Origin of the sequence: Brevibacterium sp. UCMA 11752, assembly GCF_021532235.1 — a bacterium.
Taxonomy (GTDB): Bacteria; Actinomycetota; Actinomycetes; order Actinomycetales; family Brevibacteriaceae; genus Brevibacterium; species Brevibacterium antiquum.
Map to the genome: position 1 here is coordinate 458212 of NZ_JACBOS010000003.1, position 13607 is coordinate 471818.

Sequence of the window (13607 nt, forward strand, 5' to 3'; positions counted from 1 at the left end):
AACAAACCAGTCTGTTTGATATTGTGGTGGAATGCCTGAACAACCTCAGACCGCCCGTGGAGCCGCGACCTACCAGCGCATCCTTGACGCAGCCACCGAGGAATTCGCCCAGCACGGGATCGCCGGCGCACGTGTCGATCGAATCGTGTCGGCCGCACGGACGAACAAGGCTCAGCTCTACTCCTACTTCGGCGACAAGGGGCAACTCTTCGACGCGATCTTCCTCGACTCGCTCGACAGCATCACCAATACTGTGCCCATCGATGCCGAAGATCTTGCCGATTGGGCCGTGCGACTCTACGACGAGTACCTCCGCCGCCCTGACCTCATCCGCCTGGCAACATGGACACGGCTGGAGCGTCGGCCCACGGGCCACCTCACCGAAGTCCACGATGATTACGATGACCACAAGCTGTCGGCCATCACCGCTGCTCAGAAGGCCGGGCAGGTCCGGGATGGCGATCCGTTCGACATCATGGCAATGGTCATCGCGATGTCCATGGCGTGGTCACCGGTGAGCAACGTCTACGCCGCCGACAGCAGTGAACCCGCGGAGGTGCACTCCTCCCGTCGGAGGCTGCTGCGCGAGTGCGTTACCCAGGCCGTGCAACCCCACTGACGCATGGTCAGACGTGGGCGGCAGTCCCCGTCGGTGCCGACTGCGCCAGCATGCGCGTCCGATACCTGTGCGGAGATTCTCCGACGCTGCGCTTGAACGCGGAGCTGAATGAGCTCCCCGAAGAGTACCCGAGCTTGAGGGCGAGCAATCGCATTCGCGAGTCGGCCGAGCGCAGTTCGCGCTTGGCCAAGAGCATCCGCCACCGCACGAGGTATGTCAGCGGCGGCATGCCGGCGACCTCGCGGAAGCGAACGGCGAACGCAGTGCGCGACATCGCCGAGGCTCGGGCGAGGTCATTGAGCCCCCAGGCCACCTCGGGTCGTTCGTGGATGAGGTCGAGAGCAGGCTTGAGCCGTTCGTCGCCCAGCAGCCTCAGCCACCCCGACGGGACGACGGCCTGATCGGAAAACGCCCGCAATACGTCAAGGATGAGCAGTTGGCTGTACTCACGCACAGCGAAGTCCGCGCCGGGTCTCGCCGAGGTGATTTCGTCGAAGAGGCGATCGACGGTGCTCCGTACGCGGACCGAGGACGACGACGAAGCACGAATGTGGGCCACCTTAGGCAGTGCATCGAGCAGAAGTTCGTGTCCCGCGGCATCGAGGTCGATGCGGCCGCCGATGAAGATATCCGAGTTCTCAGGATCAGAGGCGTCGAGGCGAGTGGTCTCGCCGTTTGCGGGCTGCTGCACATCCGTCAACACCCCTTCGCCGACGCCCCCCTGCAGGGACAGCCATGACCGAGCATTGAGAATCGCCACCTCGCCCTCGACCAATGTGATCGGATCCTCGATGCCGTCGGTCATCAGCCTGGCTTGGCCGCGGACGATCGCGCAGAATTTCAGCTCCTCGTCGACGGGCGACTCGGCCGACCACCGTCCGCTGACGACAGCACCGCCGGAGACGACACCGCGCACCGAGATGAGGTCAAGCACTTCTGAGAGATGATCGAGGGTCATGCTTGAACTATAGAGCATGGTTTAAGGACTCTGCATTATTCTTCGTACGGACTGAAGGCGGCAGAGTAGAAGACATGAATAAAGAGACCACTGACACATCACCGACCCAATCCACTCCAGTTGCCCTCATCAGCGGTGCGAACAGAGGAATCGGCCTCCAGGTCGCCAAGGACCTGGCCGCCGCTGGCTTCACCGTCCTCCTCGGGTCCCGTAATGAGGCGAGCGGGCGCGAGGCCGCTGCTGAGATCGGCGCCGGCACCATCGCCCTGCAGCTCAATGTCACCGACGATGCTTCCATCGCTGCGGCCGCAGCTGCCATCCAGGAGAAGTTCGGCCGCCTCGATCTGCTGGTCAACAATGCTGGAGTGTCGTTCCTCGGAGATCGCAGCACACCGCTGCCTGAGAGAGCCCGCTCCGGACTTCTGACCAATGCGCCGCTTGAGACAGTGCGGGACATGTACGAGATCAATGTCTTCGGAGTCATCGCGCTGACACAAGCTCTTCTTCCACTGCTGCGCGCCACACCTGGGGCGCGTGTGGTCAACGTCGGAAGCGGCGGTGGCTCGCTGGCGGCGAATGCCGATCCGGAGAACCCGCATCGGCGGATGTTCGGCCTCTACTCCGTAACCAAGGCCGCCCTACACGCGGTATCCCTGGCCTTCGCCACAGCACTCGAACCCGAGGGAATTCCGGTCAACACCGTCGATCCGGGAATGACGTCGACGGCACTCAATGATTTCCAGGGAACGAAGACCGTCGAACAGGGTGCGGCCCATATCGTCACCGTGGCGCTGCATGGGCCCGAGGGCCCGACGGGAACCTTCACCAGCGACGAAGGAACAGTGCCGTGGTGAATGGCAGCCGAACGCCTGCCATCACTCCTGATACAGGGCTGAAGCAGAGCCCGAGTGACTGGTGAGAACTGTCATCATATGTGACCGTGCACGCTCGATGCCCTGCAAAGCGGTATCGCGGATGACGTCGGGATCACGGCCTTCGATGGCGTCGACCAAGCGGCCGTGATTGACCGCTTTGTAGGGTCGCCCCAGCTCCTTGCGCAGGTTGAGACAGCGTTCGATCTCCTCATGGATCGAGCGCACGGTTTTCGCAAGCACAGGAACACCGGACAGTTCGGCGATCCGGACGTGGAGCTGCCCGTTGCGCTCGTTGAGGACGTGCTTCTCGACGGAAGGATCGGTGCTCAGATCGCTCAACTCCGCCAGATGTTCGAGTTCTGCCGACGAGGCACGCTCTGCAGCAAGAACGGCCGCTTCCGGTTCGACCATCTTGCGCAGGGCGTAGAGATCCTGAATCTCGCTGAAATCGATCGGCTTGACGAACGTGCCCCGTCGAGGCATGACCACGACTAGACCCTCGCGACGCAGGCTGTTGATCGCTTCCCGAACCGGGGTGCGACTCATCTCGTATTCTTCGGCGATCGCCGAATCCGAGATCATGGTGCCAGGACGCAGTGTCGTTTTCACGATGTCTCTCTTCAACTGCGCGTAGGCCTGGTCGGCCATTGAAGTCTTTGTCACCGCCGAACAACCTTTCAGATCACTGTGCTGAGCCAAGCCTCAGTCGAAGAACGAGTTGACTTCCGATCGGTGCCACTCTAGCATCCTTGTTATATATCAGTCGGATACTTTACGGATACACGGTACTGATATTGCGCCTGAGAGGGCCTCACACAATGAAGTGCACATCGCCTCACCTGAAAGGCATCGAATGACAACCACCACGGAAGACCACGCGGTTGCCAACCCAGACAATCGCTTCTATCGCGTTCTGACTTCGATCGAGCGGGCAGGAAACAAGCTTCCACATCCGTTCTGGCTGTTCGTCATTCTCTGCCTGGTGCTCGGAACGACGAGTGCGATCCTGGCAGGACTCGGAGTGTCGGTGACTCTGCCCGCTGACGGAGCGACAGTCGCGGTCAACAACCTCTTCTCAATCGATGGAGCACTCTTCGCCATCGAGAACGCCCTGACGAACTACGCGACGTTCCCGCCCTTGGCCATGATCGTCGTCGTGTTGCTCGGCGTCAGCGTTGCAGAGCGCAGCGGCTTGCTGACTGCTCTGCTGCGGGTGACAGTGGGCAGGCTTCCGAAAGCTTGGCTGACCTTCTCGATCGCCTTCGCCTCGATGATTGCGCACGTCATGTCGGATTCTGCGTACCTCGTGATGATCCCATTGGGTGCCCTGGCCTTCCGTGCTGCCGGACGGAGTCCGTTGCTCGGTCTCATGGTCGCCTATGCGGCAACAGCCGTCGGATTCAATGCGAGTCCGCTCGTCACACCCTCAGACGCCATTCGCGCTTCACTGTCGATGGCGGCGTCCCACATCGTCGACAAGGACTATGTCGTCACGCCGTTCGCCACCTACTTCTTCACGGCCGCGTCGTCAGTGGTGCTGTCGATCACCATCGCGGTGGTCGTCGACAAAGTGCTCAGTCGCCGTCCTGAATTCTCACCCGAACGTCTCTCAACTGACTTCCGGGTCTCGGACAGACTGTTCAATACAGAGTCCACGAACCATCAGTCCGTCGAGCTGAGTACCGAGGAACGTCGCGGCCTCATCGTGTCCGCTGTCGTCTTCGTCGTCGCAGCGGCCGGGATCGCGCTGATGCTCATGCCGGGCTCACCGTTTCGCGGAGAAGGCGGGAGCATCATTCAGTCGCCCGTACTCAAGAACATCGCCATCTTCATTTCGCTGGTCTTCGCCCTGCTCGGCATCGTGTACGGGCGAATCACACGATCGATCCCCAACCTCGGCGATGTTCCTCCGGCAATGGCCGAAGGCATCCGAACCTTAGCACCGGTACTCGTGCTGTTCTTCGTCGTCTCTCAATTCCTTGCGTATTTCGAGTGGACGAACATCGGGTCGGTCATCAGCGTCAACGGTGCCGCGCTGTTCAAACAGCTCAACGCTCCGCATCTGGTTCTGCTGCTCATCATCGTTCTCGCCATCTGCGTGCTCAACATGCTGATCACCAGCGGCTCCGCAATGTGGTCGATCCTCGCTCCCGTCGTAGTTCCGCTCGTCATGTACATCGGAATGCGGCCGGAATCGGCAATGGTCGCGTTCATGATCGGCGATTCGGTCACCAACTGCCTGACACCGCTCAACGGCTACTTCGTCCTCGCTCTCGGCTATGTCCAGCACTTCCGCAAGGGCGCCGGAGTCGGGACCATGCTCTCCTTCACCCTGCCCCTGGCGTTGGCAGTGCTCATCGTCTGGTCCACCTTCTTCGTCATCTGGTATCTCATCGGAATCCCACTGGGGCCAGGAGTGCCGGTTCGATGACGGATGCGTTCAATCGCGACAACTGAGACTCACGAAAGGAAACACATATGGGAACAATCACCGTCATCGGTGCGGGCAACGTTGGGCAGACGGTCGCCGGGCATATGGCATTGCTGGGACATTCTGTGCGAATGTTCTCGCGCTGGGACAAAGAGTTTCAGCCGATCAGGGATCGAGGAGGAATCGAACTCTTCGGCGAAATCAACGGGATCGGCCTACCGGACCTGCTCACCACTGACATAGGCATAGCCACGGAGAGCGCAGATGTGGTTGTGGTCGCGGCACCCGCGTTCGCACACCCGAGTCTCTCCGAGTCGCTCGCTTCCACCCTGGAACCCGATCAACTCGTCGTCTTCCAGCCCACAGTTCTGGGCAGCGGCGTGGAGCTGTCCCGTCACTTCGCGCTGCTCGACCGGCAACCATGCCTCATTGCGGAGAGCGCGACCAGCCTATACACGTGCCGACTCAAGGAGCCCGCTAAGGTCTACGTCGGCGCGGTGAAGGACTCGATCGGCATTTCGAGCATTCCCAACAGCAGGACACAGCAGGTCATCAGTCGCCTCGTCCCCTTCTTCGGCGAGCACTACAGCCCGGCAGCCGACAGCTTGGCGGTCGGTCTGAGCAATTCGAATCCGATCTATCACGTTCCACCGGCAGTCCTGAACTTCAAGACTGTCGAAGACGCCGACCGTCTGCCACAGCATGAGCTCGTGACCCCGAGGATCGCCGAAGCCATCGATGCTCTCGATCAGGAACGACTTTCGCTGTCGACAGTGCTGCAGACCCAGACAACGGGATTCTGGCAGTTCCTGGACGATGCCTATGGAGTCAGCGAAGGCTCGTTCGTCGACAGAGTCGTACAGGGATACGGTCGACAGGCGTTTCCAGAGCCGGACTCCCTGACACATCGGTACTTCACGGAAGATATTCCCTTCGGCCTGGTCATCTGGAGTTCTATTGCCCGACAGATCGGTGTGCCCATGCCGCTGACCGATGGCTTCATCTCCATCAGCAGTGTGCTGTGCGGGGTCGATTTCTCTGCAACCGGCCGCACTGCAGCGTCCCTCGGCCTCGCAGACGCCGAGGTGGACGACATACTCGATGTCTTCCGTAATGGAGTGCGCTGACCCTTTCGGGCCAAAAACGTGGACGGGGCTGGGCTGACGCAGAGTCGCCTGGCCCTGCACACGTTTGTCAGTTGACAGCGGCACTGCAAGCCAGAACGGCACCGGCAGGGTCAGCAATGACGACATTCCGGTGGCTCTCTGTGTCGAAGGGCTCCAGTACGACCGTGCCGCCCAGCGACTCAACGAGCGCCGCGGTGGTGTCTGCATCACTGATGGCGATGTTGACGGCCCAATGCGGCGGAGCGTCTCCAGCGTCGGAGAGCAGACCGATGGTGTGCCCGTCGAGACTCCACCGTGAGAACGGTGCTCCCGCCACCTCGTGGAGCTCCCACCCGAGGAGCGCGCCGTAGAAGTCCTGCGATGACCGGCTGTCAGAAGTGTGCAGCGAGGCCATCGACCAGGTATTGGTTTCGTCGGCAACCTCGACCCCCTCGGTGCTCTGGCCATCATTGATGCAGAAGGGGATTCCACTTGGATCGGCGAGGATCGCGACTCGTCCGCCCGAACGTTGCTCCAGAGACGGCAGGAGACAGCTGCCGCCCGCAGCTTCAGCCTCGGCGATCGATCTGTCGATGTCATCGACGCGGACGTGGAGCAGCCACCCGGCAGGAACTGCCTCTGGTGCCTGAACGATACCGGCGACTCTCTGCCCGTCTAGCCGCGCCACGTGGACATTGTCATCCTCGCCGAGGCCCTCGACAGTCCATCCGAAAAGCTGACTGTAGAACTCGACCGCCTCCGACACATCGGGTTGGAGTGTTTCGATCCAGAACGGAGTTCCGATTCCGTGGGTGCTGTCGTGGGGCATCATTGCTTCCCGATCTCCAATTTTTCCTGTCCCTGCGCGGAAGGCGTGAGGACGACCTCCTGGACAGCCTCGAGCTTCTCGATCTCCACTTCGGTCCTGCGCAGACGGTCTGCCAACTGACTCTCCCGATCGTCACCGGTGAGGTCGACGGCGGCGACGAGGTAGACGCTCCCTGGGCCGACGTATTCGATGTGGAGGTAGCTGACGCTGTCGATGGAGGGGACTTCGAGCATTGCTGTCAGGAAGTCATCGAGGATCTCCGGGGTGACGGTCTCACCCACGAGGAAACGACGATTGCGGTCGATGAGGACGATCGCGACGATGCCGAGGAGGATGCCGACGAGGATTGATCCGATGGCATCGAATGCGGCGATTCCAGTGAGCTGGTGGGTGAGCATGGCGGCGAACGCGATGACGATGCCGATGAGGGCCGAGGCATCCTCGGCGAAGACGGCGCGCAGAGTCGGGTTCGGACCGTTCATCACGTATTCGACCGTATTTCGATCCAGTTTGTCGGCGCGAGCTCGGCCCTGTCGGAGTGACTGAATGAATGAGGTGCCTTCGAAGAGGAAGGAGACCCCGAGCACGATGTATCCGACGAGGTAGCTGCTCTCAGCCTCTTCGGCGAAGAGCGATGAGATGCCATGCCAGATTGAGACGGCCGAGCCGACCGAGAAGAGTCCGAACGCGGCGAACATGGACCACACGTAGGCTTCCCGCCCAGGGCCGGTCGGGTGCTTGGCATCGGCCGGTTTCTTCCCTCGCCGTTCGGCGATGAGAAGGAAGATCTGGTTGCCGGTATCGGCCCAGGAGTGGGCCGACTCGGCCACAAGGGAAGCCGATCCGGTGAGAACCGCAGCAACCGTCTTGGCGATGGCAACGGCAAGGTTCGCGCAGAAGGCAATGATGACGGTGAGCATGCTGCCGCCGTTGTCCTTCTTCTCGTTCGAGTCGTCGCTCATCGTCGATGTCCAAACGGGGTGGTGGCCATGGCTGGTCCTTCTTCCTCGACTGCGTGGCGGGTCATCAGAATCCAGCTTACGGCCGACGATCGCTCCCGCTGTTAGTCCGATCCCTCGCCGAGGCGGTCGACGAGTCGCGCAATGATCCGGGCCTTGGCCTGATCGCTGCGGGCGGTGAGGATCGGAAGCATCACCGTAAACCGCTGTGAGCGGGTGAACTGCTCGAATGCTGCCTGGGCCGCCGGCACCCGGGCGAGGGCGTCTCGGAGGTCATCGGGGACTGTCATCTCTGACTGTCGTGGGTACGCGCTCTCCCAGCGTCCGTCCGCCTTGGCAGCTGCCACCTCGGCGGCGCCGCGCTCGCGCAGCCTGCCCTCGGCGACGAGTCCCTCGACGATGTCGACATTGCGCTTCGACCAATTCGACCGCGGCCGGCGGGGAGTGAACCGTTGGATGAATGTCGTCTCGTCGAAGCTGCGTCGCTGTCCGTCGATCCATCCGCTGCACAACGCTTCTGCCAAGGCATCCTGGTAGTTCAGTGATGTCGGAGTGGTGACGTTCTTCTTGGCAAGCAGCACCCATGCGCCGTTCGAGGAGTCCTCGTTGGCCAGAAGCCAGGCGTTCCACGCGTCGAGGTCCGTGAGAACGAGCGGCGATTGCTGCGAGTAGTCGTTCATGGTCATTGCCTTTCCTCGGCTTCTGCGGCGCCTTGTCGGGCCGCGAGAAGTCTCTGCTCTTGGACACTCGCCTCTGCGAGGAGCTCACCTGGTCCGATGAGGCGAAACGGTGCATCGAACCGGAGGACCCAGGCCAGCAGTCCGGCCCATGACCATGAGCCGACGGTGATACGACACGTCTGCTCACTCAGCTCCTGAAGTTGCCCGTCACCGATCCAGGGGAGGATCTCGCGTGCGGGCAGATCGACGTCGACGACTCCGGTGCAGGGCCATGCGTTGTCCCCGGACGATCCCTTGAATCGTGCCTCGAGCATCGCCAGAAGACCCGCGTCCGGAGGCTGGCGAGGAGAAAATCGTGGACCGGTCGGCGTACGCGGCGACATCCGATCGGCGCGGAATATGCGCCAGTCGTCGACGTCGAGGTCCCATGCGATGAGGTACCAGTGTCGACGCCGCGCAACGATCTCGTAGGGCTCGACCTTCCGGGACGCAGCCGACGAGGGCTCGCTGTTGTCTCCGTAGTCGAAGCGAAGAATCATCCTGTCCCTGACGGCGGCGCTGATCGTCTCGAGGACTTCGGGGACGACCCGCTCACTGCCGGCGACGGTCGAGAACCTCATGGCATCGATTCTGTTCCGCAGCCGGGAGGGCAACAGCTGCCGAATCGTCGCCAGGGCTCGGTCGGAGGCTTCGACGTTGTCGACTCCGGCCAACGGCGCGTTCTGAAGTGCCACGGTGATGGCCACAGCCTGTTCGTCGTCGAACTTCAGGGGCGGCAGTTCTGAGCCTGCTTCGAGCCGGTATCCGCCGTCGGGGCCCTTGAGTGCGTCGATCCGATACCCGAGTTCCCGCAGCCGGTCGACATCGCGGCGCACGGTCCGCGTCGTCACGCCGAGGCGGTCGGCGAGGACATGCCCCGCCCAGTCACGTCGGACTTGGAGCAGGGACAGCAACGCCAGCATTCGCGAGGAGGATCCCGTCATAGCGTCCATTGTTTCTCAGATAGAGGACCGCAGCTGTCCTGTTCTGCTGTGAAAGTGGGTTCCGGCGGCAGCCCCGTCGCCGATGGAGCGCTGCCGAGGGCAGGCAACCGAAGAAGAGGACCGATCATGACCATCACAACCACCACCCACCTCAATTTCCCCGGCACGGCACGAGCCGCACTCGACTTCTACCAGTCGGTGTTCGGCGGCGACGCCGATGCCACGACCTATGGCCAGCTGGGAATGCCCGAGACCGCACCGGATGCGCAGAAGGTCGTCTTCGGGCGGCTCACCTCACCCGAGGGCTTCGACGTCATGGCCTATGACGTCCCCGGAAGCACTCCCGCCGAGGCGGTGTCGATCTCGGGTACCCGTCGTGAACAAGGGATGACGATCACCGACCAGCCGTTCTTCCTCTCCGTCCGGGGTGAGAATCTCGCCGAGGTGGCCAGATATTGGGAGGGGCTGAGCGAGGGAGCCTCCGTCATCGAACCGCTCGCCGCCTCCGAGTGGAGCCCCGGGTTCGGCATGCTCACCGACCGTTTCGGCATCACCTGGGTTCTCGACGTGCAGGCAACGGCCGAGGGCTGAGATCCTCCAGCGAGGACGCGGTCTCTGTCACCCGGCGAAGTAGTACTCCGAGTGCGCCGCGCACCGCGGGTTGAACGGTGCCGCGCACTCGGGGCACGAGTCGGTGTTCCGGTAGGTCTCGATCCTCAGCTGGGTCCAGCACATTCCGCAGAGGATGGCGGGCTGGTCCCACTTGTCTCGTGGCCACTGCTCAGCAGGATGATCGGCGCATTCGGAGTGGCAGAGATGGCACGGATAGTACCGGCCGCAGCAGGCGAAACGAATGGCGATGACATCGAGCTCGGTCGCATAGTGCTCGCATCGGGTGTGATCGTCGACCGTCTTGCCGAACACCTGAGGGCACTGAGCCATCGCACACCTGCCTTTCGCCGTTGGGGTTCCTGCGTCGTCCAGACTAGCCGGTTGGCCAGGCTAGTCACAGACGAGAATCCTCCGGTCGTGAAAGTATGGTGGGGACCCCGAGCCGAAGAGGATCTATGCCGCAGCCTGACGATTTCGTCCACCCGTTCGCCCAGGTGGCCCTGGCCAACATCACCCGTGACTACCCTTACGCTGCCCATCACGTCGCGCGTTCGGCCGATGACATCGTCGAGCCGCGGGAGAAGAATCCGGCGTTCGCGAACTCCTTCGACTGGCATTCCAGCGTCCACATGCACTTCCTGCTCGTGTCACTGCTGAGCACCGAGACCGCCCGGACCGCGGCCTGGCGCGACGAGGCTCTCGATATCCTGACTGCTCATCTCAGCTCTGAGAAGCTGAGCGCCGAGGCGGCTTTTCTGCGCGAGAATCCCACGTGGGAACGTCCCTATGGGTGGGCATGGGCCGTCGAGCTCGTCCGAGCACTGCTTGCCAGTTCCGAACCGCGGTTGCGGGATCTGGCCCCCGGCGCCGAGGTGCTTGCCGACACCGTCTTCGATCTGACCGTGGCATGGCTGCCGAAGATGGCAGCGCCCGTTCGGCACGGACTGCACTCGAATACGGCGTTCGGTCTGCGCCGAATCCTCCTCGGCGCCCGCAACCTGGGGCGACACGATGTTGTCGATGCCATCACCTCCTCGGCCAGGCGCTGCTTTTCCGACGATCATGCGTGGAACTTCCGTCAGGAGCGCAGCGGCCAGGACTTCCTCTCCCCCGGCCTGTGCGAAGCGGACCTCATGGCAGAGGTCCTGACCGAGGAGGAGCTCGCCGTCTGGTTGCCGGACTTCTTGTCGGAACTGAGGCCGGAATCACCCGCGCTCAAACCTGTCGAGGTCCTCGATCCCACGGACGGATATCAGAGCCATCTCTTTGGCCTGGGGCTGTCAGTCGCCGCCTCGCTGATGCGTCTGGCACCCACGTTGCTCTCATCCGCCGAGTACTCGGGCAATCACGAAGTTGCTGACCATGCGAGGGGATTCCTCACAACGGTCGACCACCTCATGGCCCCCGGTCTCGAAGCTGCCGTCTCCGACGAATATATGGCGTCCCACTGGGTCGCGACGTTTGCGTGGGAGGCACTGGAGCTGCGGGTGAAATGACGAACCCTGAATTCTCTTACCCGCCGATCGACCTTCCAATCCGTGAAGCGATCTGGGCCCAGCCCAGCCCCGTCCCCCAGCAACAGGTAGCGGCCGTGGGAGCATGGTGCTTCCCGGGTGAAGCGTCGGATGATGGCGAAGATCGCTCGATGCTGACGATAGACGCGGACGAGTTCGTCGAGCTGGCAGACGGGTCGCGACTCTCTCTTCGTTGGGACCGAGGGGTCACCATCTCGTGGCATAACGAAGATTCGCTGACTGAGTCCGGTGCCCTTCATAACATCAACATGGCGCTTCTGCCGGATGAGGGCGAAGTCGAAGATGACGGAGAAGAGCGGTCCTGGCACGAATACTCACGCTTGCTCGCGGCCATGGGGCTGACCGCCTCCCCCGGCGCGCTGAAAGCGCTCCCCTTGCTCACCGAGTTCTCGCCCGCTTTGCACGAGCTCCTCTCGAACTAGCGAAGTCGGCTCATCCCGAGGTCTACCTCAACAGGGCAACTCAACTCACTGTGCCGGCGGCACCATCGGAGCCTCCGGCACCACGGGGATCTCCGAGGTCATCTCGTCACGGGGCACCGCCTCGGCGCTATCTGCCGAGTTCTCCACACCATGGTCGGCAGGCAGGCCGGTGAGGCGTTCGGGTTTGAGGATCTCCTCGAGCTGAGTCCTATCGAGGAGCCCCTGGGCCACGACGAGGTCGGAGATCGGCTCGTTCGTCGCCAGCGCCTGCTTGGCCAGCTGCGCGGCAGGGGCATAACCGATGACCGGGGCCAGAGCGGTGATAACGGTGACGGAACGGGCCACGGTGTCCTCGAGGGCCGCCTCGTTGGCAGTGATGCCGTTGACACAGTTGACGCGGAAGGTCTGGCAGGCACGCTCGAGCCAGGTGATCGATTGGAACAGGGAATGGGCGATGACCGGCTCGAACGCGTTGAGCTGGAGCTGGCCGGCCTCGACGGCCATGGACACGGTGACGTCGGCACCGGCAACGGAGTAGGCGACCTGGGAGACGGCTTCGGGGATGACGGGGTTGACCTTGCCGGGCATGATCGATGAGCCGGCCTGACGGGCAGGCAGATTGATCTCACCGAAGCCGGCCTGCGGTCCCGACGACAGCAGACGCAGGTCGTTGGCGATCTTCGACATCTTCAGCGCACTGCGCTTGAGCGCCCCGGAGAAGGTGATGAAGACACCGGTGTCGGAGGTGGATTCGACGAGGTCGCCGGCGGTGACGAGCTCGAGCCCGGTGATGGTGCGCAGGTGCTTGATCACCGCTTCCTTGTACCCGATCGGGGCGTTGATCGCCGTTCCGATCGCCGTGGCGCCCATGTTGACCTCACCGAGGAGTGCCACCGCGTCTTCGAGCCGCTGGACGTCCTCATGCAGAGTGGTGGCGAAGGCGGTGAATTCCTGACCCAGGGTCATCGGCACCGCGTCCTGGAGCTGGGTGCGACCGACCTTGATGATGTGGGAGAACTCGCGCCCCTTCGCGGCGAAGGCATCGGCTAGAAGCGTGAGTTCGCCGAGGAGGTTCTGCAGTGAGAAGGCCAGCGCGATCTTGATCGCCGTCGGGTAGGTGTCGTTCGTCGACTGGCTGTGATTCGTGTGGTCATTGGGGTTGATGAACGAGTAGTCGCCCTTCGCGTGACCGCCGATCTCGAGTGCGCGGTTCGTGATCACCTCGTTGGCGTTCATGTTCGTCGAGGTGCCCGCACCGCCCTGGATCACACCGACGGTGAACTCGTCGTGGAGCCGTCCGCCCTTGATCTCCTCGCAGGCGGCGTCGATGAGGTTGGCGCGCTGTTCGTCGAGGGCACCGATCTCCAGGTTCGCCCGGGCCGCCGCCTGCTTCACACAGGCGAAGGCGCGGACGAAATCGGGATAGACGGAGACCGGTCGGCGGGCGATCGGGAAGTTCTCCATCGCTCGCGCCGTGTGCACACCCCAATACGCCGCGGCGGGGATCTCGAGGCTGCCGATCGAATCGGTTTCGGTGCGGGTGGGTACGGAAACGCTGTCGGTCACCGGTGGTGCCTTCTTTCCTTGTGAGGACGTCA

At 62.6% G+C, this 13607-nt stretch carries 15 protein-coding genes; 7 read left to right on the top strand and 8 right to left on the bottom strand.

Translation table 11 applies throughout. The features are described 5' to 3' along the window. Window positions 1–31: 31 nt before the first annotated feature. A complete protein-coding gene (locus HU144_RS02055) occupies window positions 32–619 on the top strand; it encodes a TetR/AcrR family transcriptional regulator (RefSeq protein ID WP_235349918.1) in 588 nt (195 codons plus the stop codon). A gap of 7 nt (window positions 620–626) precedes the next feature. On the opposite strand, the gene HU144_RS02060 is transcribed toward HU144_RS02055, so the two are convergent. Next, window positions 627–1577, bottom strand: coding sequence for an AraC family transcriptional regulator (locus tag HU144_RS02060; protein ID WP_235349919.1), 951 nt, complete (start codon window positions 1575–1577; stop codon window positions 627–629). A gap of 74 nt (window positions 1578–1651) precedes the next feature. Between HU144_RS02060 and HU144_RS02065 the strand changes: the two genes are divergently transcribed. Next, entirely contained in the window at window positions 1652–2431 is a 780-nt protein-coding gene (locus tag HU144_RS02065) for an SDR family NAD(P)-dependent oxidoreductase (protein WP_235349920.1), read from the top strand. 21 nt (window positions 2432–2452) lie between these two features. Here HU144_RS02065 and HU144_RS02070 read toward each other — a convergent pair whose 3' ends face one another. Further along, a complete protein-coding gene (locus HU144_RS02070) occupies window positions 2453–3115 on the bottom strand; it encodes a GntR family transcriptional regulator (RefSeq protein ID WP_235349921.1) in 663 nt (220 codons plus the stop codon). A 190-nt stretch (window positions 3116–3305) separates the two neighbouring features. Here HU144_RS02070 and HU144_RS02075 point away from each other — a divergent pair, with 190 nt between their 5' ends. Then, window positions 3306–4883, top strand: coding sequence for an AbgT family transporter (locus HU144_RS02075; RefSeq protein WP_235349922.1), 1578 nt, complete (start codon window positions 3306–3308; stop codon window positions 4881–4883). Window positions 4884–4930: 47 nt separating this feature from the next. Further along, window positions 4931–6010 (top strand): NAD/NADP octopine/nopaline dehydrogenase family protein, encoded by a 1080-nt coding sequence (locus tag HU144_RS02080; RefSeq protein WP_235349923.1) that lies wholly within the window; start codon window positions 4931–4933, stop codon window positions 6008–6010. 67 nt (window positions 6011–6077) lie between these two features. Here the strand turns inward: HU144_RS02080 and HU144_RS02085 are convergent, their stop codons facing one another. From HU144_RS02085 to HU144_RS02100, 4 genes are all read right to left on the bottom strand, one after another. Further along, window positions 6078–6821: a VOC family protein gene (locus HU144_RS02085; protein WP_235349924.1), complete on the bottom strand. Its 744-nt coding sequence runs from the start codon at window positions 6819–6821 to the stop codon at window positions 6078–6080. After that, window positions 6818–7780: a cation diffusion facilitator family transporter gene (locus HU144_RS02090; RefSeq protein ID WP_235349925.1), complete on the bottom strand. Its 963-nt coding sequence runs from the start codon at window positions 7778–7780 to the stop codon at window positions 6818–6820. Before HU144_RS02090 ends, HU144_RS02085 begins: the two co-directional genes overlap by 4 nt. Window positions 7781–7881: 101 nt before the next feature. Beyond that, the gene (locus HU144_RS02095) at window positions 7882–8463 is read right to left on the bottom strand and encodes a YdeI/OmpD-associated family protein (protein ID WP_235349926.1); all 582 of its coding nucleotides are present in this window, start codon (window positions 8461–8463) and stop codon (window positions 7882–7884) included. Next, complete coding sequence (locus HU144_RS02100) at window positions 8460–9440, bottom strand: helix-turn-helix transcriptional regulator (RefSeq protein ID WP_235349927.1); 981 nt, start codon at window positions 9438–9440, stop codon at window positions 8460–8462. The genes HU144_RS02095 and HU144_RS02100 overlap by 4 nt, the downstream gene beginning before the upstream one ends. Before the next feature lie 126 nt (window positions 9441–9566). Between HU144_RS02100 and HU144_RS02105 the strand changes: the two genes are divergently transcribed. After that, complete coding sequence (locus tag HU144_RS02105) at window positions 9567–10031, top strand: VOC family protein (protein WP_235349928.1); 465 nt, start codon at window positions 9567–9569, stop codon at window positions 10029–10031. A gap of 27 nt (window positions 10032–10058) precedes the next feature. Here the strand turns inward: HU144_RS02105 and HU144_RS02110 are convergent, their stop codons facing one another. Next, entirely contained in the window at window positions 10059–10382 is a 324-nt protein-coding gene (locus HU144_RS02110) for a CHY zinc finger protein (RefSeq protein ID WP_235349929.1), read from the bottom strand. Between the two features lie 125 nt (window positions 10383–10507). Between HU144_RS02110 and HU144_RS02115 the strand changes: the two genes are divergently transcribed. Beyond that, the gene (locus HU144_RS02115; RefSeq protein ID WP_235349930.1) at window positions 10508–11548 is read left to right on the top strand and encodes a DUF2891 family protein; all 1041 of its coding nucleotides are present in this window, start codon (window positions 10508–10510) and stop codon (window positions 11546–11548) included. Further along, window positions 11545–12009 carry a hypothetical protein gene (locus HU144_RS02120; RefSeq protein ID WP_235349931.1) on the top strand — a complete coding sequence of 155 codons (465 nt, stop codon included), beginning with the start codon at window positions 11545–11547 and terminating at the stop codon, window positions 12007–12009. The genes HU144_RS02115 and HU144_RS02120 overlap by 4 nt, the downstream gene beginning before the upstream one ends. 45 nt (window positions 12010–12054) lie before the next feature. Here HU144_RS02120 and HU144_RS02125 read toward each other — a convergent pair whose 3' ends face one another. Next, window positions 12055–13575 (bottom strand): aspartate ammonia-lyase, encoded by a 1521-nt coding sequence (locus HU144_RS02125; protein ID WP_235349932.1) that lies wholly within the window; start codon window positions 13573–13575, stop codon window positions 12055–12057. Window positions 13576–13607: the final 32 nt, after the last annotated feature.